Raw genomic sequence first — 20,169 nt, 5'->3', positions numbered from 1 at the left:
GGGCAGACAGCCTCAGAGGATGCCGGTCATGCGGATGACCGCGCACACGGCCATGCCGATGGCGACGGCGAGCAGCATCGGCACGCGCACGATTGCGGCGAACACACCGACCCCGACGCCGATGAGCCGGGCCGGGTCGGCGATGTCCTTGCCGTCGAAGATCGCGGTGGTCGCGAAGACGGCGCCGATGAGCACGACCGTGGCCCGATCCATCCACTTGGTCACCCGTTCGGTCGAGTCGGCGGGGGCGGCGTTCTCGACAGCGGCAGGGCCCGCGCCTCCGGCAGCGGTGGCGGAGTCTCCACCACCGGCGGCAGGTGCATCCGCACCAGTCGGATCCCCCTCCGCTCCCACCGAGGCGGTCACCGGAGTGCGGCGGCGACCCTTCGTGGCGATTGCCGCGCCGAGCTTCACCCCGGCAAACCGCATGAGGTAGGTTCCGATGCTCAGCGCCGCCAGGGCGATGAGGAAGTCTCCAGCGTTCATCGGCGGTCCTCCCCTGCAGTGCTGGACTGGTCGGTTCCGCGGCTGACGGTGCTGGGCCGATCGGTTCCGGGGCCGGCGATGCTGGTGGTGGGCTGGGACGAATCCTGCCGAACAGCGGAACGCTCTGCCCCATTGCGGTCGCCATCGCGCGCATGTTGTGTCTCACGACGGCGACGCAGCGTCGAACGCACGGCCCAACCGGCCGCGACGAGCACGAAGACGGACAGCGAGGTCACCGCGCCCAGGCCGAGCGGCAGCACCGGGGTCAGACAGACCGCGACGAGGATGCCGACGAGAGTCAGTGACAGCGTCGCGCGGTTCTTCAGGTCTCCGCGGATGAGGCAGAAGAGGATGATCGGGAATGCGGCGTCGAGGCCGAGCAGGTCGGCGTCGATGACGTTGCCGAGCCACTGCCCGACCATGGCACCGCTGGGCCACATGAGAGCGATCGAGGCGCCCATGAGAAGGAAGGCATGCCATTTCGCACGGTCGTTTCTCCCGGTGCGCGAGATCGCGGTCGACTCGTCATTGATCCAGTGGGAGGCGATGAGGGCGCGCCAATCCTGCGGGAAATAGGGTCCGACGGCGACGCCGAAGGCGAAGTTGCGGGTGTTGACGAGCAGCCCGGCGAGGACCGCGAGGATCGGCGCACCGCCAGCGGCGATGACGCCGACGAAGGTGAATTCCGCGGCACCGCCGAGGGCGAACATCGCCAGCAGAAGAGTCTGCCACCACGCGAACCCGGAGACCGCAGAGATCGCGCCGTACGACAACGCAACCGCGATGATCGTGACGGTGACGATGGCGACGGCCCGATAAATCGAACCCGGAAGCGTCCGCTCGACGCGGCGCGCTCCGAACCGATTCCGAGTCCGCGGAAGCGCCCGCTCAGCCGTACGAAATAATGAACCCATGTTCTATACAGTGCACTCCGTGCTGTTGTTCGTCAACCCGAACGAGCTTGCCGCTATAGTGAACGTATGAGTTCTCGACGCCACGACTCCACGCCCGATGATCTCTCGGCCGATTTGTCGGCCCGTCCGTCGGCCGATGCTCCGGCGGATCTGCCGGATGCGTCGGCCGGTGCGCAGGCCGATCTGCCTGCCGACGGGCAGGCCGATGTGCAGGATGCGTCGGCCGATCTGCCGGCCGGTCGGTCGGCAGATCCCGCACCCGGACTGTCGCCGAGTGAACAGATCGCGGCCGCGCTCAAGCGCGAACGCGTTCGTGCCGGGCTGTCGCTTTCGGAGGTCGCACGGCGGGCGGGGATCGGCAAGTCGACGATGTCCGGGCTCGAAACCGGTACCGGCAATCCGAGCCTGGAGACCATGTGGGCACTGGCCGCCGCACTCGACATCCCCTTGGCCCGCTTGCTCGACCCGCCCCCGCACGAAGTGGCCCTGCAGCACGTCGGCGAAATGCCCAGCCTGCCGTCGACGACGGCGAACTATGTGGCCACGCTGCTGTCACCGTCTCCGGCGCACTCCCGACGCGACATCTACTTCATCCAGGCCGAACCCGGCGAGCCGAGAGAGTCTCAGCCGCACCCGCAGGGAACGATCGAGCACGTCATCCTCGGCAACGGGGCAGCGCGCATCGAGGTGCTCGGGCAGTCTTTCGAACTCGGCGTCGGCGACTATCTCACCCATCCCGGAGACCAGCCGCATCGCTTCACGGCACTCGCACCCGGCACGAACGCCGTCTTCGTCGTCGAAAGCACCTGAGGGATCGGACCGCAGGCCGAGCCCGGCTCGGATTTCCGGCGCACCCTGACGACCCGTCGCCGAGGCACGTACGCCTTCTACTCGACGATCGGGCCTTCGTCGGCCTCGGCGGCCGTATCGTCCAGCGGCGGCAGCCGCGACTGGGCCTCGTCTCGAGTCAGCCCGGCTGCTTGGAGCAGGTCGACGGCGACGGTGCGCAGGAGCAGGACGAGGGATTCGTCGTGGATGTCCCAATCGGAGTTCGCACGCGGATCCAGGGCGCCCGCCGCTTCGGACAGGGCCGCCTCGGCGAGGGAGCGATCGGTGCCGCGCCGCAGCGCGATCTCGAGCTTCTTGGCCCCTTCGGCCAAGGAACCGACGTAAACGGCGATGACGGGTTTGTCGACGCCGAGCTCGGTGATGCCGACAACGCGGCGGGCGATCACGCGCATGGTGCGCATCGCACGGTCGGAGAAGGTATGGGCGCGGGCGAGTCGGGTCACCTCGGCGGCGTGCCGGCGCGCGCGGGCGTTGATCTTCGCGGCTTCGCGGGAGATCCGCAGCGATGACCCCCAGGAGTCGATGATGTTCTGGGTTTCGCGGGCACGTTCGAGGGCGCTGCCAGCCATGGAGGTGTCGGCGTCCTGGAGGGCGCGTTTCATCATCGTGAGGACATCGTCGATCTCCTCGAGCATGTCCGCGGCCAGACGCCTGGGGACCTTCCTCGCGTCGCGCGGGATGAGGAAGGCGAGCAGGATCGCGCACACCGACCCCGTCAGAGCATCAAGGGTGCGAGGGAACGGCATGGACGTGGCGGTGGCCGGAACCACGACGACGTAGACGGATTGGACGGCGATCTGGGTGATGAAGATGCCGCCGGAGTTGAGGATCGTGCCGATGACCAGCCCGATGACCAGGGTCAGCGCGAGCTGCCAGATGCCGGAACCGTAGAGGTTGACGAGCATCTCTCCCACGAGCACACCGAAGGTGGCGCCGATGCCGATCTCCAAGGCGCGTCGCAGGCGGCGGTCAGCGACGGGGCCGATTCCGACAGCGGAGGCGACCGCGGCGAGGAACGGGTACGGGTGGCCGAGCACATAGACGCAGAAGGTGTAGGCGGCGGTCGCGGCGATGGGGATCTGGATCAGCTGACCGGAGTTCACCCACACGCGCTTGAGACCCAGACGCAGGCGATGGGAGACGACGTCGAACCCTCGCCGAGGCAGTCCGCCGACCCGAATCTCTGCCATCAGTCCCCTCTGCCATTCGCCGGTGCTGTACTCAGAGTACCGGAAATATGGCATGCTAAAGTCTGTCCGCCGAGGAGGCTATTGAATGACAACGAATCTCACCCGAAACGAAGCGCAGAATCGGACACAGCTGCTCGAAGTCGATACCTACACCGTTCACATCGATGTCAGCAACGCCGAGACCGATGACCAGACCTACCTCTCCCGCACCGTCGTCGATTTCACCGCTCGTTTCGTCGATTCGACATTCATCGACCTCATCGCCGATTCCGTCACCTCTGTGCAGATCAATGGTGAGATGCTCCCTCCCGCCGAGGTGTTCGACGGTGCTCGTGTCACGTTCCCCGTCCGCGCCGGCCGCAACAGCCTGACCATCGAGGCGCAGGCTCGCTATTCGACTTCGGGCGAGGGACTGCATCGCTTCACCGATCCTGCCGACGGCAAGGTCTACCTCTATACGCAGTACGAGCCCACCGACGCCCGGCGAGTGTTCGCGAACTTCGATCAGCCCGACCTCAAAGCCGAGTTCATCTTCTCCGTGACCGCGCCCGCCCATTTCCAGGTCCTGTCGAACCGCGGCGAGGCGAGCACGGAACCGGGGCCGGGACCGCGCACGGGACAGACCGGTGACTCCACCTCGGCGGGAGTCGTCACCCACCATTTCGAGCCGACTCTCCCGCAGTCGAGCTACATCACCTGCATCACCGCGGGCCCGTACGAGGGCGCGCGGGACGAATGGAAGGATCCGCGCACCGGGCAGACGGTGCAGCTGGGCGCGTGGACGCGGGCCAGCCTCGTCGATCATCTCGATGCCGACGACATCTTCTCGATCACGAAGTCCGGGCTGAACTTCTTCACCTCCGAATTCGACTACCCCTACCCGTGGGGCAAGTACGATCAGATCTTCGTCCCCGAGTACAACCTCGGGGCGATGGAGAATCCGGGACTGGTGACGTTCACCGACAGCCTGATCTTCCGCGACAAGGTCACCGACGCCCAATACGAATCGCGCGCGAACGTCATCCTCCACGAGATGGCGCACATGTGGTTCGGCGATCTTGTGACGATGAAATGGTGGGACGACCTCTGGCTCAAGGAGTCGTTCGCCGACTATATGGGCGGACTGGCGCTCGCCGAGGCCACGCGCTTCACCGACGGCTGGGTGACCTTCGCCCTGCGGCGCAAGGCGTGGGCGTACACGCAGGACCTCTACCCGACAACGCACCCGATCGTCGCCGACATCCCCGATGTCGAGGCCGCGAAGCTCAACTTCGACGGCATCACCTATGCCAAGGGCGCGTCTGTGCTCAAGCAGCTCGTTGCGTTCGTCGGCCGGGAGGCGTTCTTCGCCGGATCCCGCTTGTACTTCAAGCGGTTCGAGTACGGCAACACCGAGCTCGCGGACTTCCTCGAATGCCTCGCCGAGGCGGCTCCCGACCGTGACATCGCCAATTGGGCGGGCGCGTGGCTGGGCACGTCCGGGGTGTCCGAGCTGTCCCTGCAGCTGACCACGTCCGATGCGTCGTCGGCCGGTGATTCCTCGGCTGGAGTGGGAGCCCGGGCTGACGCGTTTGGCGCGGGGGCTGGGGCGTATGGCGCGGGGGCTGGGGCTGATGCGTATGGCGCGGGGTCCCGAATACGAGTGGCCTCGAGCACGGGAGCCCGGCTGCGCGGCCCCGGCGATGCCGGTGCCGGCCAAGCCGGCGCGAGTTCGGTCGAGAACGATTCCGGGTCTGCCGGTGCCAGCGTTGACTCGGCGTCCGCGTCCACGGTCGAGCCGCCTCGGCGAAGGTCTGGGTCCGAGACGATCACGGGTGCGATCATCACTCAGGCCGATTCTGCCGAGGGTGCGGCGCTGCTGCGCCCGCATACGTTCGAGATCGCCACGCTCGGTCGGTCGGGGCGGGAGATCGTTCCGCTCGATACGTTCCGGTTCGAGTTCTCCACGGAATCCGCCGAGGTCGAGCCGCTCATCGGGCGCAGCGCCGGTGTGATCACTCTGCTCAACTACAACGATCTCGACTATGCGCGTGTGCGCCTGGATCCGGAGTCGACGGAGGCGGCGGTCACCTCGGCGTCACGGATCACCGATCCCCTGTCGCGGGCTCTCGTGTGGTCGGCTTTGGACAATGCGGTCCGCGATGGGCTCATGCCGGTGCAGAAGTACCTCAAGGCCTATGCTCGCAGCCTCGGCAAGGAGAGCCATGCGGGGATCATGGCCGGGCTCAGTCAGACGGCTCTGACCTGCATCGATCAGTGGGTGGCGGATCGGAATTTCGATGCCGCGATCACCGGCCTGCTGGGAGCGGCGCTCGATGCTCTGGCCGCGGCGAAGGCCGGTTCCGACGCTCAGCTGCATTTGGCGAACCTCGTGCTGGCGTTGACTTCGCGGACGGCACGTTGCGCGAGCGACAGTTCGGCCGTGGCCATGGGGCGCGGATTCGCCAGTCAGATCCTCGCCGTGCCCGTCGGCGAGGAGATCGACCGCATGTACCCGGAGGCTCCGGTCCAGGCTGATGGCGATCTTGGTGGCGCTGGTGATTCTGGCGACGCTGGTTTCGCCGGTGATGCCGGTGGTGCTGGCGGTTCCGGTGGTGCCGGCAGTTCCGGCGGCGCCGTGCATTCGACGGCGACGCTGCCGTTCCGCGGTCTCGTCAACGATCATGCGCTGCGGTGGAATGCTCTCACGGCGCTCGTATGCCTCGGTTGGGCGGATCAGACGGACATCGCGCGGGAGAACCAGTCGGATCCGAGCTCTTCGGGCCGGCTCCATGCCGAGACGGCCAGTGCTGCGCTGCCTCTGCCGATCGTCAAGATCCGCGCTTGGGAGGCCATCCGCGAGGCGGGTGCGCTGAGCAATGACGTGCTCTCAGCCATCATCTCCGGGTTCGTCGCACCGAGCGCGCTGCCGCTCATCGAGGGCTATGTCGACGCGTATTTCGCGGGTCTGCTCGGTTTCTGGATGGACAATTCGATCGAGATCGCTCGGCGCCTGGTGCTCGGTCTCTACCCGAAGTGGTCGATCGACGAGGAAGCCGTCGTAGAGAAGACCGATGCCTGGCTGGCGGCCAACCCGGGTGCCCCCGCGGCTCTGCGCCGTCTGGTCATCGAACGCCGCGACGATCTGGCCCGCGCGGTCTTCCTCAAGTCGACGCAGAGTTCCCGTCACTGATCCACGGGTCCGCTGCGGGCCGCGGGTTCCTGCTCACGCTCGTGCAGCTGTTCTCGCCGAGGCGGCCGTTCGCTCTCCAGCGTCGATGACATCCGTGCGTTGGAAGTGCACCGGTTCCGCGCGTTCGATGCCTACCAGCTCCGCGCGTTCATTGGACACCAGTTCCGCGCGTTCGTTGTACACCGGTTCTGTGTCTTCGTTGCGCACCAGTTCCGCGCGCGTTCGATGGACACCAGCTCCGCGCGCTTCCTGCGCAGCAGACCGGTGCACTCGACATGGACGCAGATGGCCGGTGCCCCATCGCGGGGCACCGGCCATCTGTGAGCCTGTCAGCAGCACCGAACCGTCCGGCTGCTGGCTTCGGGGTCAGAGGATCCTGCGGGCTCCGGAGAATTCGTTGCCCGTATCCCACTTCTTCCAATCGGTGACGTAGACGTCCTTCGACGCGTTCGGCGAGTGGATCATCTTGCCGTCGCCGACGTACATGCCGACGTGGTGGACGGTTCCCGTAGAAGTCGAGAAGAAGAGCAGGTCTCCGGCCTTGAGGTTCGACGACGACACGGCCTTGCCGGCCTTCGCCTGGTCTCCCGAGTCGCGAGGCAGGTCGATGCCGTGGGCTTTGTAGATCGAGTAGGTGAATCCTGAGCAGTCGAATCCGTATGCGGAGACTCCGGCCCACAGGTAGCGGAGGCCGTCGAACTGCTTCGCGGTCTTCACGAGGTCTTTGCCGCTGGGCTTCTCAGGCTTCTCACCGACGTCGTAGACGTCAACATCGTCGATATCGATCCAGGCAGCCCCTCCCCCGGGGAGAGCGACACGAACATCGTCGACGTCTTGGGCGATGAGCGGCAGGTCGACGTTGAAGCTGACGTCGGCTCCGGCGTCCTTGGTGAACTCAATGCCTTCGAGTTCGCTCTTGGGCGTGGTCACAACGGCGCGGGGCTGCGCATCGCGGAGCTTTCCGAAGCGGTCGTTCTCGACCAGTTGCTTCGTCGGCAGCCAGCCGGGGTATCCCTTCTTGTTCTTCGGGGTCTTCTGGTCCTTGACGCTGACCTTGGCCCAGCTGCCCTTGATGTCGAGGACGGTGACTTCCGAACCGTAGGTTGCCTGCGTCTCGGTCTTGCCTGTCAGGCCACGCCGCACCTCGGTGGATTTGAGGTTCTTGTTCCACTTCTTGAGGTCGACCGGATGGCTGAGGGCAGGCTTGTCCACTTTGCGCGGTGCCTTCGGGTCGGTCCACAGTGTCGCCACAGTGACATCGACGTAGGCCGTTTCGCCCTTTTCGATCTTTCCGTCGGTGATCGGTTCGAGTTCCTGGCCGGGAACGACATCAGCCGAGATGCCTGATGATTTCGCGGCGTCGGCCGAGGACAGATTACTCGACAGTGCGGGAGCACCGGCGCCGAAAACCAGTCCGACCCCAAGTGCTGCCGAAACAGCAATTTTGGTACGCATCATTTCTCTTTCGGTCTGCGGGCTGCAGGCCCGCGTGGGGGAAGTCTCCGAAGTTGCGCGAGCGCCCTCGGCGTACTGCTTTCGCTGCCGGAGCGGTCTCCCTCAAGAGGGTGATCGCACTGGCTTCGGGTCACAGCACGGTGACAATTCTACTGACTGTCTGATGACGGCCAGCATTCATGACACTGTGACAGGATAACGCGATCGGCCTGCGGTTTGAAGCCCACTTGCTCGAATCGATGCGGAGCCGAGACTTCGGCCCCGCATCGAATCGCCGGATACCACCGGATCGAGCTGCTGAGGAGGCTCTGCTCCGGTCAATACAAGTCCAACAGTTTCAGGGGCCAGGCATCAGCCGTCGGGCGCAAGGCATCGGAGGTGAGGGAGGTGAACCGACCGGCACAGAGCATCGGACGTGAGGGACGTGAGCCGACCGGCGAAAAACCTCAGGCTGCATCCGTTTCGTCCTGGAATCAGGTTTCGGCTGCTGTGTCGAGCAGTTCTGCGGCAAGGAGCTCGATCGTCTCGATTCGACCGGGATCTTCGCGCACGTCTTCGCCTTCCATTGCTCCGGCGATCGGCTGGATCATGATTTCGTCGACTTCGAAGCGCGCGGCGAGTTCCTCGAGCTGCGCGGCTGCAGATTTCGGGTCACCGATGATCCAGTTGGTCGACAGTTCTTCGCCGACCATCCGCTCACGGTCGGTCATGACCGACCGGACGTCGTCGCCTGCCAAGTGCAGTTTCTCCATGGGCCCTCCGGTGCGCAGGCGCGACATCTGGAGCAGGAATGGCTCCGAGCGCAACTGGGCTTCTTCTTCGGTGGGTGCGACGACGACGTTGGCGGTGACGAAGGTCTGCGGCTGGTCTCCGTAGCTGCCGGGGGTGAAGTTGTCGCGGTAGATCTTCATGCCGGTCGTTGCTCCGGAGGCGAAGTGGTTGGCGAAGACGTAGGGCATGCCGAGTTCGGCGGCCAGTCGAGCCGAGTACCCGGAGGAGCCGAGCAGCCACGGCAGCGGCTGGGTGCCGGGCACCGCGGCGGGGGTTGCTTTGAGTACATGTTCGCGTCCGCCGTGCAGCGGAACTCGCATCCCATCAGGCTGCATCAGGCTGAGGGTATCGATGACGTGCTGAGGGAACTGCTGCACCGGATCGATGGTGTTGCCCTCACGGTCGACCATTCGTCCTTCACCGAGGTGGCCGCGCATTGCCGCAGAAGTGACCGGGTCGGTTCCGGGCGCCCGGCCGATTCCCAGGTCGATACGATCGCCGTAGACCGCGGAAAGCAGAGCAAAGAGTTCAGCCACGGCCAGGGGCGCGTGGTTGGGAAGCATGACTCCGCCGGATCCGAGGCGGATGCGTTCGGTTCCCTGACCGAGATACATGAGCTCGGGCCCGGGCATCGTCGATGCGATGGATGGCATGTTGTGATGCTCGGCAACCCAGTAGCGGGTGAACCCGAGCCTGTCGGCAGTTTCGATGATCTGCTTCGACGCGGCAAATGAGTCTGCGGTGGTCTGCCCCGTGCGAACAGGGATGAGGTCAAGGATGGAAAGCTTCATATCGAAGCAACAGTGTCCGCTGCGGGTTCATTCCGCTCGTGGGCAGGAGCACACATCGGCTGCGCGGACGAGCACTCGAGTGGTCGAGCGGACGAGCGGACGAGCAGTCGCCGTTTCCGGCAACGCCCCTGGGGTGGATATCGGCCGACGCGATGACAGGCGTCCGGCCGACTCGCCGCCGGCGCTCACCCGAAGAGGGTCTCTCCGATCTCGCGCGCGATGAAGCGGGCGTGGAGGATCGGTTTTCTTTCGGGGTCGAATGAAGCCGGCGGCACCCACGCCGGTCGCCCATCCAAGAGCGTTGTGCAGAACCAATCGGATTTGTCGATCAGATGGTGGTGAGCCGAGCAGACCAAGGTGAGGTTGTTGACGTCGGTCTTGCCTTTGTCGGCCCACGGGACGATGTGGTGGGCTTCGCACCAGCCGGGAGGAGTGTCGCATCCGGGGAAGGTGCATCCTTGGTCACGACTGGCGAGGACAGCCAGCTGTTTCTCAGTTGCCAATCGTCGTTCGGTTGCCAGCGCCATCGACTTGGCCTTCTCTCCCATGAGGTGAAAGAAGACCGAGCCGTTGAGCCCTTCGAGTGCCGCAGAGGTGATCGGGAATGGCGCTTCGGCTCCGGTCACCGCTTTGCCGGTCTGCTTGGCAAGGTCCTCGGCCTTGGCCGTGACGACCAGGGCGTAAGCAGCGCCGGCCTTGATGCGGTTCATCTCGATTCCGCCGATGAGACTGGAGAAGCGTTCGTAGATGCGGCGCCGCACGCTCGGCTGCTGTTCGGCCATTGCGACTAGTGAGCCGTCTTCGCGCACTCCTGCTCCTTTGGGGGCTTCTCCGGTTTCGCTGACCTGCGGCGGCGAGAAGTCGAGCGAGGGGTCTCGGCAATCGGAGCGGTCTCCGCGCAGAACCTCGGTGAAGGTGTCCACGATGGACTGGTCGCTGTCGGGTGTGTCGGCGTCGCTTCCGGTCGCGACGCCGCCGTTGTCGGTCTCGGTGACGCTGTTGTCGGTCTCGGTGACGCCGTCGTTGTCGGTGTCGGTGGCGTCGTCGTTGGACGTCGCGTCGTCGCCTCCGGTGGCCTGCCCGTCGTTGTCGATGTCCGACTTGTCGTCGGTTTTGATCCGCGAAGTGAGCAGCCCGTTGAGGACTCCACCGGTCTCTGCGTCGAGGCGACCCTTGAGAGTCCAGGTTCCGTCCTTGAGCTGGCGCAGGTTGACGTTGAAGTCCTCCCGGTCGATTGTGTCTTTGGGTTCCTGCCCGTCGGGGTCGATCCAGCCGAGGATCTCCTCGAAGAGAGCGTGGATGTCGCGCACACGGACGGACGGCGCTTTCTCCACGAGCAGGCGTTCGGCCTTGAGCCGATCGTCTTCGGAGATCCTCGGCGACAGACTCTTCAGGCATTTGATGATCGTCGACGCTTGGTTGGAGGACAGGATGCCATCGCGCAGAGCCGCCGATAGCGTCGGGAACTCAGGCTCGATCGATTCTCCGCTCATGGCAGTGCGCTTACCGAGGTGTTCGGCAAGCTGGGTGCGGCGGTAGGCCTCCTGGGAGGACACGTTCAGGCGGTGCTGGACCAGCGCCCGTGTCGACTTGGCTCCGTAGTCGCGGGGAGTCCCGACCCGCTCGAATATCGACAGTGTGACGACCGACAGCGATTCGGTCAGGCGATTGAGCGTCTCAAGACCGTCGAGCATGATCACGGCGTCGTCAGGACCCATGGGACGGGTGAAATCATGGAGTTCGCCCAGCAGGCTCTGCAGCATTTCGGCGCTGTCGGTGACTTCAGGAGCAATGTGTTTGAGGTCCGACCAGCGATAGTCGTCGAGCAGAGGGTGCGGGTGCGCTGCCCCGCCGGAGTTCACGGTCCCTGTGTTCTCGGCTCCCGTGGCCTCAACCGCTGCGTTCTCCACCGCCAGGCTTTCTGCCACGGCCCTGTGTCGCTCGGCGCGCTCCGCTTCCGCCGCGAGATCGGCTTCCTGTTCTCGCAGCTTCTGTTCGTCGAACCGCGCGAAACGAGCGTCCAATTCCGCGCTTTCGCGCTCGAGTTCCTCCCGAAGCCGCTCCGCTTCGAGCTCCTCACGCGCCTCGCGCTCTTCTCGCGCTGCACGCTGCTCTGGGGTCTCCCCTTCTTCGCGTTTCTTCTTCATCCACGCAGCCTGGCGCGCTTCGATCTCCTCGATGCACGCTTTGACCTCCGCTTCGGTCTGGGGTCGGCTGCGCCTGCGTGTCCACAGACCTTCTCCTTCGCGGAAGTCGCTTCCCTGCAGCGTCGACTGGCTCGAGGCCGAGGCTGCGTCGTCGGGATCGGACTCATCCGGCTCTTCGGCGATGGCATCGAAGCGGTCGGCAAGCGGGTGTCCGGTCAGGTCGAGACCGGCCTGCTCAAGAAGCTCCCGATAGGTCTGGCCGGAGGTGCTCTTCTCTCCAGGGGGTGTGGGTGCTGGGGAATCGGAATTGTGCGCGTCAGAGGCAGCTGGTTGAGCTGCATCGTCGCTCTGATTTTCGTGCCTACGGTCGGGGATGAGAGCCATGTTCTCTGTATCCGTTCATCATCGTTGATGTCTTCGGCTACTTATATTCTAATCCCGAAATCGAACGGAGTCCATAGTTACGTACGATTTATTTGAGATTATTTTCTTGATGTTCGAGTATGTCCGATTTCAAACGCGTCAGCGATGTTCTTGTGCGAAGCAGTCGTGAGACCTGAGATTCGTGGATGTTGCTGTCATTTCACCCCAAACGCTGCTCCCCGTCGCCCGTTGCTGCTTATGACCGCCCATTGCCATGGTCAACCGTCGAGCGAGTGGCTTCAGCCTACGGGTCGCTCCTGACATGAGAACCCCAGCCGCCAAGCACAGCAACCGCTTCGTAGCCATCCAGCCACAGCAGCCGCTCCGCATCTCGCCAACCACAGCAACCGCCCCGTACCCATCCAGCCGCGGCCCCGCCGCAGGAGATTCCACCAGTCGCTTCCCGGTGCGAGCCGCGCGATCTTCCCGTTGGCTCACGGTCACATGCATCGCAGAGTTTGCTGTTTCTGCAAATTGTCTTGCGCACCGGAGAACAAAAGGACCACACTCAAGTTGGCATCAAACCTCGGCCGAACCGCCTCGGCGTTTCGACCACCCACCACCGTTCAGGAGCATCATGTCTGCACCGACCTCACCCGAGAATTCCCGCCCGTCCGACCCAACTTCCCCCGCCATGTCCGACCCAACTTCCGCCGCCATGTCCGACCCAGCATCCCCCGCCATGCCCGTCCCGAACTCCCCCGCCGCATCCTCCCCGAGCGCTCAGTCCGCATCTGCAGCACAGTCCTTCGACATCGCCGTCATCGGCGGAGGCGCAGGTGGGCTCGCCGCATCGATCGCGTTGGCCCGATCTCTGCGCTCCGTCGTCGTCATCGACGCAGGTCAGCTCCGCAACGAGTCGAGCGCTCATGCTCACAATGTCCTCGGGAATGAGGGCATCAACCCGCGCGATCTCATCGCAAAGGGCCGCGCCGAAGCGGAGGAATACGGGGTCACCTTCATCGACGCGACCGCTGCCGACGTTCGCAGGCTCGAACCGACCGACACCGCGACCGGAGAAGCCGATCGTCTCAACGAGGCGGCCCCGGGCCATCGCTTCGAACTGACCACCTCGGCGGGGGCACAGATCTCGGCCCGCCGCGTCATCATCGCGACCGGGTCGAGCGATGAACTGCCGGACGTCCCGGGCCTCGCAGAGGGCTGGGGCGAAACAGTCCTCCACTGCCCCTACTGCCATGGCTACGAGGTGCGCGGGCAGCGCATCGGCGTCATCGGATCGACCGCCATGTCCTACCATCAGGCGATGCTGTTCTCCCAGCTCAGCAACCGCGTGACCTTCATCCGCCACGATGCGCCCGCACCCGATGCGCAGCAGACAGCGATGCTCGAATCGCTCGGGATCGAGTACGTCGACGCAACCGTCACCGAGGTGGCCCGTGCCGGTGCCGAATCCGTCGTTTCGCTGGAGCCGGCAGATGCCTTCGCCGGACCCGACACCGCAGACTACGCTGACACCGCAGACATCATCAGCACCGCCGATGCGGCCACCACCGGCACCGTCGATGCGGCGGGAACAGCAGACGTCGCCGCGGCCGGTGCGACAGACGCGGCGAACGAAGTCGTCTTCGACGCGCTCACCGTCGGCGCATATGCGCGGGCGAATGCCGAACTGTTCACCCAGCTCGGCGGCGAGGTCGTCGAACATCCCAGCGGAATGGGCAGCTTCATTCCCACGCAGATGGGAGGCCAAACCGATGTTCCGGGCGTGTGGGCTGTGGGCAACGGCGCAGACATTTCGGCGATGGTCGTCGCCAGTGCCGCCAGCGGCGTGCTCACCGGCGCTCAGGTCAACGCCGACCTCATCATGGAATCGCTCGACTGACCCATCGGCCCGGCGGAAACAGCAACGACGCGCGGAGACGTGCGCGGCGAAAGCCGGAGCCGCGTGCAAATACGCGCGGAAACGTGCGCGGCGAAAACCGGAGCCGCATGCAAATACGCGCGGAAACGTGCACGGCGGAAGCCGGAGCCGCATGCAACGAGCAGACATTCGCGCCGTACGGGCCGCGCTCGGGCGCACGCGAGCACCCGCACGGCCGACACATCGGTCGCAGGAGCCCAACGCCCCCTGCCTATGACCTCAGTGTGCAGCTTTCACACAGAGCACGGGCACCGCAGCGTCGAGGATGACCTTCTGAATCGTCGATCCGAGGAGGAACTTCCCGACCGGGGTCCGCTTCCTGGTTCCGAGCACGATCAGCTCGGCGGCCACCTCGGTGGCGGTGTCGAGGATCTGCTCGGCCGGATCGTATTCGCTGCCGAGGGTCAGCACCCGAAATTCCACGCCCGACTTGCTCAGGTAGTCCTTGACCGAAGCGAGCTCACCATCGCCGAGGCGGTAGGAATCATTGTGCTGCACCGACCGCGACGCATTGACGACGACCAGCTCCTTGCCGTCCTTCTTCGCCTGTGCGATGCCGGCGTCGAGGGCGGCATGCCCGGCGGGATTGTTGACGTAGCCGACGAGAACAGTCATTTTTCACCTTCGTTGGGTTGAGCTGAACAGATCCGAGCGTGCAGGTCGGTAACCCACCATCCCAGGATATCGAGTCACCATGACACAGTCCGCAACCGCGCCCGCTCTTCGATGATCACGGCGACCGTCGAGGGCACGATCACCGCTCCCGACCGCCGAGGTCATGGCCCCACCCGACCTCGTGATCACGACGATGCGGGACAGTTGACCGTCTCGACGATGCGGGACGGTGAGCCGCCACGACGATGCGGGACGGTGAGCCGCCTCGGCGATGCGGGACGGTGGACCGCCTCGGCGAGGACGTGGGTTCACGTCAATTCTTCGGGATTGCGGAACCGGGTGCTCGTGCCCGTCGTCGAACGGTTCCACAACCAGGTCACGACCCACAGAACGACGCCGATGCCGACGAGCGCCACGGCGATCTGATATTGGATGAGGTCGTCGAGGCGGGCCCACGGACCGACGAGGAACGCGCAGGTGATGATGCCGATCCACGGCAGGATCGTCGGCGCTGTGAAGTGGTCGTGATCGACCGGATTCCGGCGCAGGACGAGCACGGCGACGTTGACGACCGCGAACACCGCCAACAGCAGCAGCGAGGTGGTACCGCCCAACGACGCGGTGACGGACTCGGGAAGGATCGTGCTGACCGCGAAGATGAGCGCATAGGCGATGAGCGTCGTGAAGATGATCGACACCCACGGCGAGCGACGGCCGGCCATGACCTTCGCGAATACGGGCGGCAGCACATTCTGCTTCGCCATTCCGTAGAGCAGACGGCTGGCCATGAGCATATTGATCAGCGCCGAGTTCGCTACGGCGAACATCGTCATGAACGGGAAGATCGTGTCGATCGGCAGCCCCGGGGCGCCTTCGCGGACGACTTCGAGCAGCGGAGTCTCGCTCTCGGTGAGCACACCGATCGGCACGGCCGCGACGGTGACGATGGAGACCAGCACGTAGATGATGCCGGTGATCGTCAGACCCGAGAGCATGATCTTCGGGAACACCCGCGGGTCCTTCGTCTCCTCGACCATGTTCACCGAGTCCTCGAAGCCGACCATGGAGAAGAAGGCGAGCGCCGTGGCGCCGGTCACTGCAAGGAAGACGCTCTTGTCGCCGGCGGTCTCGAAGATCATCACGCGGGAGAAGTCCGCATGCCCCGAACCGAGAGCGAAGAATCCGACGACGATGACCAGCAGCAGACCGGAGAGCTCGACGAGGGTGAGGAACACGTTGAACCACACGCTCTCGCCGACACCGCGGAGGTTGATCAGTGCGATGAGGGTGAGGAAGGCCAAGGCAATCCACATCACCCCTGTGCCCGAGATGTCCCAGCCGAAACCGGCCACGAGGTTCGCGGCGAAGACATTCGACGCCGTCGACGCTGAAGTGATTCCGGAGCTGAGCACGGCGAAGGCGACGAGGAACGTCACGAAATGGATCCCGAACGCCTTGTGCGTGTACAGCGCGGCACCCGCGGCATGCGGATACTTCGTCACGAGCTCCATATAGGAGAACGCGGTGATCAGCGCGATGAGGAAGGCGAGGATCACCGGCGCCCAACCGGCACCGCCGACCTGCCCGGCTACCTTGCCGGTCAGCGCATAGACACCGGTTCCGAGGATGTCACCGACGATGAACAGAAGCAGCAACTTCGGCCCCATGACCCGTTTGAGAGTCTCGGGTTGGGGGCCGTCACCGGGGTCGATTGTGGTCGTGGGTTCTTTATCGCTCACGATTCCTCCGTGTCCGCTGCGGCCACTGTGCCGCAGATCTGGCTGCCCTGACTCTGGCCAGGACCTCGCCTAGTATGCCTAATCACGGACCACAGTGAGAAATGCCGAAAACAGAGCCTTGGCATCGCGTTCGCTCTCCGGCCCCAGCTCCCGCGCCTCATTGAGCAGTGTGTCCTTGTCGAAGCCCAGATCTGCCAGCTTCTGCGCATCCCAGCGTTCGATATTCGCCCGAGTCGACTCCGGATGGAACTGCGTCCCCCACGCCCGACCGAACCGGAAGGCCTGGAACTCACACGCCGCGCTCGAGGCCAGAAGCGTCGCCTCCTGCGGCAGCGCCACGATCCGATCGACATGGCTTTCGACGAACGACGTCTGCTCCCGGATCTCCGAGAACACAGGGTCGGCGGCCGCCTCGGTGGTGGTGTTGATGCGTGTATAGCCCTTTTCCGGGGCTCCTGTCCGGGCGCGCACATCGGCGCCGATGACGTGGGCGATGAGCTGCCCGCCGAGGCAGATCCCCAGCTGCGGCAGATCCGTGTCCAGTGCATGCCGGACGAGCTCGGCCTCATCGGTCAGCCAGGGCGCGCGGTCCGTCTCATCGGGCATGTACCCGCCGCCGAGCATGATGAGCCCGTCGTAGGCATCGAGGTCGGCCGGCCGCGGCAGGGGCGAGACCCCGCCGATGCGCAGATCGAATTCGACGTTTTCGCTGATCATCCATTGTGTCAGCAGCCCAGGTTGGGAATCGACGTCATTGACGATGATGAGCAGCCGAGTCATGATTCGACCCCCGCCGAGGCGGCCGGACCGTACTTCGCGGAAGAGGCGGTGTCGGCGACGCCTCCGCCTTCCTTCGCCGAGGCGGCCGTTCCGTTCCTCGCCGACGGTGCCTCGTCCGCGGAGCCGAGGAAGGCCGTGTACGCGTCCTCGTGCGCGTCTAGGACGCGCATCGCATTGTCGAAGCCGAGCTTGCGCAGGTCGGTCTGCGACCACCCGCGGGAGGTGAGTTCGGCGAACAGGTTCGGGTACTGGCCTGCGTCGCCGAGTCCGGTGGGCAGTTCGTCGACTCCGCAGATATCGCCGCCGAGGCCGATGTGATCGATGCCGATCCTCTCGCGGACGTAATCGCAGTGGTCGGCGACCTCGGCCACTCCCACCTCGGGGGCGGTGCCGTTCTCCCCGGCCTCGACCCATTCGCGACGTTCGTTCGAGACAAAGGAGGGCACGAACGTCATCATCGCCACTCCCCCGCTGCCGGGCACACGGTCGAGGACGTCGTCGGGGATGTTACGCGGATGCGGGTTGAGCCCGAACGCGCAGGAGTGAGTGAAGAGCACCGGCAGGGTCGACTGGTCGAGCGACTGGTGCATGACGCTCGGCGCGACATGGGAAAGGTCGAGGATCATGCCGATCCGGTTCATCTCCGCCACGACCTCACGGCCGAAGCCGCTCAGGCCCCCGTGCTGCGGTTCATCGGTCGCCGAGTCGGCCCACGAATGCGTGGTCGACCATGTCAGCGTCATGTATCGGGCCCCGGCACGGGCGTAGGAGCGCAGCACTGCCAGCGACTCGTCGATCTGCTGCCCGCCTTCGACGCCCATGAGTGAGGCGACCTTCCCAGCGGCGCGCGCGGCACGCACGTCGGCGGCGGTGCGGGCGAAGGCGAGACGTTCGGGGTAGGCGCTGACCACGCGCTGGACGGCGTCGATCTGCTCCCACGTGGCCTTGACCGCGTCCGCGCCGGTGATCGAGGAATGGACGTAGACGGACCAGTACTGCGCAGCGACGCCGCCGGCACGCAGCTGGTCCATCGTCGTGAAGGGCGAGACTGACGGATCGTTGAGTCCGTCCACGCTGTAGTCGCGTTCCTCGCGCAGAAACCACGCGAGGTCGTTGTGCCCGTCGAAGACGTCGATGACTGCGCTGCTCGAGGCGCCTGCGGAACTGCCGGCGGCGGCGTTGGTGGAATCTGTTACGGTCACGATGCTGATCCTTCCGATGAGGCGTGAGTGAGGTGCGGAGCTTGAGTGCAGGTCTGCGTCGAAGCCATTATCCGAGTCCAGAGAGCAGCTGTGCCGACCACAGACCCAGGAACGTGCCGAGGAACGTGCCCATCAGCGCGAACAGCACACCGACCGGGACGAGCTGCCGGTTGAAGGCACCCGCGACGACCGGCGCCGAGGCGATGCCGCCGATGTTCGCGGTGCTGGCCACGGCGATGCTGAAGAGTTCGGTGCGAGTGAGTTTCGCGTAGACGAGCATGATGGCGATGTGGACGACCAGGACGATGATTCCGGCCACCAGGTACAGCGGTGCTTCCGCCAGAGACGTGAAGTCCGAGCCGGAGGCGATGATGCCGATGATGAGGTAGAGCAGGATCGTCGCCAGCTCATTGGACCCGGAGGTCTTGCCGAACCGAGTCGATCCGATGACGAGGCCGAGGACGCTGACGATGAGGATCGTCCACGCAGTGGCGTTGATGACCACACCGACCTCTGGAAGCAGTTCGCCGAGGCGGATCGCCAGTGCCGAGGCCAGGAGCGCAAATCCGATGAGCCCGAACATCGACGACAGAGTCATCGGCTTCTCCTCCTCCGCGTCGACCCTGTCGGTGAAATCGAGCTTCGACATATCGGCCTCCGTCCACCGGTTGAACGCGTCGGAGACCGTGACGGAGGAGAAGATGAGCAGCAGCCAGAACGAGTAGAGCACCGTGTCGACGATGAGGACGTAACCGAACACATCCTCGGGAGCATGGAGGACCTCCTGCACCGCAACCATGTTCGCCGAACCGCCCGTCCACGAGGCGTTGAGTGCGCCGAGGGCCTTCCACGCTTCGGGGTCGAGACTGGAGTGCAGGATCAGATAGCTGATGATGAACCCGGCGATGATGCTCGCCGCGGTCACGGCGAAGGTCAGCAGCAGCTTCGGACCGAGCTTGATGATCTGCCGAATATCGCATTTGAACAGCATGAGCAGGATCATCGCGGGCAGCAGCGCCGTGCGCAGAGTATCGCCGACGTCGTCGATATCCCCGCCGTTGTGGTCGAAGACGCCGATGGTGTTGAGCAGCGCGGCCACGATATAGAGGATGACGAAGCCGGGCACATACTTGAAGAGTCTGAAACGCCCGCTCCGGTCCGCAACGACGAGCGCTGCGGAGATCGCCAGAAGCAGGCTGATGAATAGATAACCGTCCGTGATCACAAACGACACTTCCTCATTGAATTCGTCCACCCCGACAGCGACACCGTCGGCGGCACCGGGGATGAAGCAATGTGCAGTTGTCGATCGGATCCGGTCCGGTGAGGGACCGGGCAATCGCGGTGGTCGGACGCGCTACTGAGCGGCAACCTCGCGGTACTTCTTCACGGCGTTGTTCACTGCTGTGATCAGGGCCTTCTGCGAGGAGCCGTGGTAGCGGCGCTGGATGCGCTCTATCAGTCGACCGGGGTCCGTGATGTCGGCATCGACGAACAGGCTCCGAATGAAGTTTCGAGTCAGAGCCAACGTCGCCGTGCAGTCCACATCGAGGATGCGGTGGGTGCCCGGATCGATCTCGAAAGCCACGTAGAACAGACCGAACTGGCTGGTGATCGGGTTGTTCGACGGAGCCTTCGCTTCGCCAGTGAGGTAGATCGTTTCGGACATCGCCCACCAGACTACCCCACGGTTCTCCGCGCCGGGGGTGGTTCAGAGGGAGTCGAACTTCGACCAGACGCAGTCGAGGGTCGT

Annotated in this window: 16 protein-coding genes; 3 read left to right on the top strand and 13 right to left on the bottom strand. The window is 64.8% G+C overall.

Annotation, left to right across the window (positions count from 1 at the left end):
* Positions 1-12 precede the first annotated feature (12 nt).
* Both ACPUD7_RS10745 and ACPUD7_RS10740 read right to left on the bottom strand, forming a co-directional pair.
* Complete coding sequence (locus ACPUD7_RS10745; RefSeq protein ID WP_425119885.1) at positions 13-486, bottom strand: AzlD domain-containing protein; 474 nt, start codon at positions 484-486, stop codon at positions 13-15.
* On the bottom strand, positions 483-1,400 hold the full coding sequence (locus tag ACPUD7_RS10740; protein ID WP_425119884.1) for an AzlC family ABC transporter permease: 918 nt from the start codon (positions 1,398-1,400) through the stop codon (positions 483-485). The genes ACPUD7_RS10745 and ACPUD7_RS10740 overlap by 4 nt, the downstream gene beginning before the upstream one ends.
* Before the next feature lie 66 nt (positions 1,401-1,466).
* Between ACPUD7_RS10740 and ACPUD7_RS10735 the strand changes: the two genes are divergently transcribed.
* Positions 1,467-2,210, top strand: a complete 744-nt coding sequence (locus ACPUD7_RS10735; RefSeq protein WP_425119883.1) for a helix-turn-helix domain-containing protein — start codon at positions 1,467-1,469, stop codon at positions 2,208-2,210.
* A gap of 77 nt (positions 2,211-2,287) precedes the next feature.
* Here the strand turns inward: ACPUD7_RS10735 and ACPUD7_RS10730 are convergent, their stop codons facing one another.
* On the bottom strand, positions 2,288-3,439 hold the full coding sequence (locus ACPUD7_RS10730) for an FUSC family protein (RefSeq protein ID WP_425119882.1): 1,152 nt from the start codon (positions 3,437-3,439) through the stop codon (positions 2,288-2,290).
* A gap of 85 nt (positions 3,440-3,524) precedes the next feature.
* On the opposite strand from ACPUD7_RS10730, the gene pepN reads away from it, so the two are divergent.
* Positions 3,525-6,611 carry an aminopeptidase N gene (pepN, locus tag ACPUD7_RS10725; RefSeq protein WP_425119881.1) on the top strand — a complete coding sequence of 1,029 codons (3,087 nt, stop codon included), beginning with the start codon at positions 3,525-3,527 and terminating at the stop codon, positions 6,609-6,611.
* 33 nt (positions 6,612-6,644) lie between these two features.
* Here the strand turns inward: pepN and ACPUD7_RS10720 are convergent, their stop codons facing one another.
* From ACPUD7_RS10720 to ACPUD7_RS10705, 4 genes are all read right to left on the bottom strand, one after another.
* Positions 6,645-6,818, bottom strand: a complete 174-nt coding sequence (locus ACPUD7_RS10720; protein ID WP_167854397.1) for a hypothetical protein — start codon at positions 6,816-6,818, stop codon at positions 6,645-6,647.
* Between the two features lie 159 nt (positions 6,819-6,977).
* Positions 6,978-8,069, bottom strand: coding sequence for a C40 family peptidase (locus tag ACPUD7_RS10715; RefSeq protein ID WP_240689716.1), 1,092 nt, complete (start codon positions 8,067-8,069; stop codon positions 6,978-6,980).
* A gap of 470 nt (positions 8,070-8,539) precedes the next feature.
* On the bottom strand, positions 8,540-9,628 hold the full coding sequence (locus ACPUD7_RS10710; protein WP_135539236.1) for an MsnO8 family LLM class oxidoreductase: 1,089 nt from the start codon (positions 9,626-9,628) through the stop codon (positions 8,540-8,542).
* A 185-nt stretch (positions 9,629-9,813) separates the two neighbouring features.
* Positions 9,814-12,159: a DUF222 domain-containing protein gene (locus ACPUD7_RS10705; protein ID WP_425119880.1), complete on the bottom strand. Its 2,346-nt coding sequence runs from the start codon at positions 12,157-12,159 to the stop codon at positions 9,814-9,816.
* A 721-nt stretch (positions 12,160-12,880) separates the two neighbouring features.
* Here ACPUD7_RS10705 and ACPUD7_RS10700 point away from each other — a divergent pair.
* A complete protein-coding gene (locus tag ACPUD7_RS10700) occupies positions 12,881-14,041 on the top strand; it encodes an NAD(P)/FAD-dependent oxidoreductase (RefSeq protein ID WP_425119879.1) in 1,161 nt (386 codons plus the stop codon).
* A gap of 258 nt (positions 14,042-14,299) precedes the next feature.
* On the opposite strand, the gene ACPUD7_RS10695 is transcribed toward ACPUD7_RS10700, so the two are convergent.
* From ACPUD7_RS10695 to ACPUD7_RS10670, 6 genes are all read right to left on the bottom strand, one after another.
* A complete protein-coding gene (locus ACPUD7_RS10695; protein ID WP_135540072.1) occupies positions 14,300-14,695 on the bottom strand; it encodes a universal stress protein in 396 nt (131 codons plus the stop codon).
* 308 nt (positions 14,696-15,003) lie between these two features.
* Positions 15,004-16,434, bottom strand: a complete 1,431-nt coding sequence (locus ACPUD7_RS10690; protein WP_240689821.1) for an APC family permease — start codon at positions 16,432-16,434, stop codon at positions 15,004-15,006.
* Positions 16,435-16,512: 78 nt separating this feature from the next.
* On the bottom strand, positions 16,513-17,214 hold the full coding sequence (locus ACPUD7_RS10685) for a type 1 glutamine amidotransferase (RefSeq protein WP_425119878.1): 702 nt from the start codon (positions 17,212-17,214) through the stop codon (positions 16,513-16,515).
* Entirely contained in the window at positions 17,211-18,416 is a 1,206-nt protein-coding gene (locus ACPUD7_RS10680) for a dipeptidase (protein WP_425119877.1), read from the bottom strand. Before ACPUD7_RS10680 ends, ACPUD7_RS10685 begins: the two co-directional genes overlap by 4 nt.
* A 67-nt stretch (positions 18,417-18,483) precedes the next feature.
* A complete protein-coding gene (locus ACPUD7_RS10675; RefSeq protein WP_135540102.1) occupies positions 18,484-19,641 on the bottom strand; it encodes a DUF819 domain-containing protein in 1,158 nt (385 codons plus the stop codon).
* Positions 19,642-19,773: 132 nt separating this feature from the next.
* Positions 19,774-20,085 carry a DUF3870 domain-containing protein gene (locus ACPUD7_RS10670; protein ID WP_135540066.1) on the bottom strand — a complete coding sequence of 104 codons (312 nt, stop codon included), beginning with the start codon at positions 20,083-20,085 and terminating at the stop codon, positions 19,774-19,776.
* Between the last annotated feature and the right edge of the window lie 84 nt (positions 20,086-20,169).

The sequence above is a fragment of the Brevibacterium sp. FAM 24630 genome, from assembly GCF_049804075.1.
Lineage (GTDB): Bacteria > Actinomycetota > Actinomycetes > Actinomycetales > Brevibacteriaceae > Brevibacterium.
Note: the sequence above shows the minus strand (reverse complement) of the source record. Positions and strands in the feature narration are given on the sequence as shown.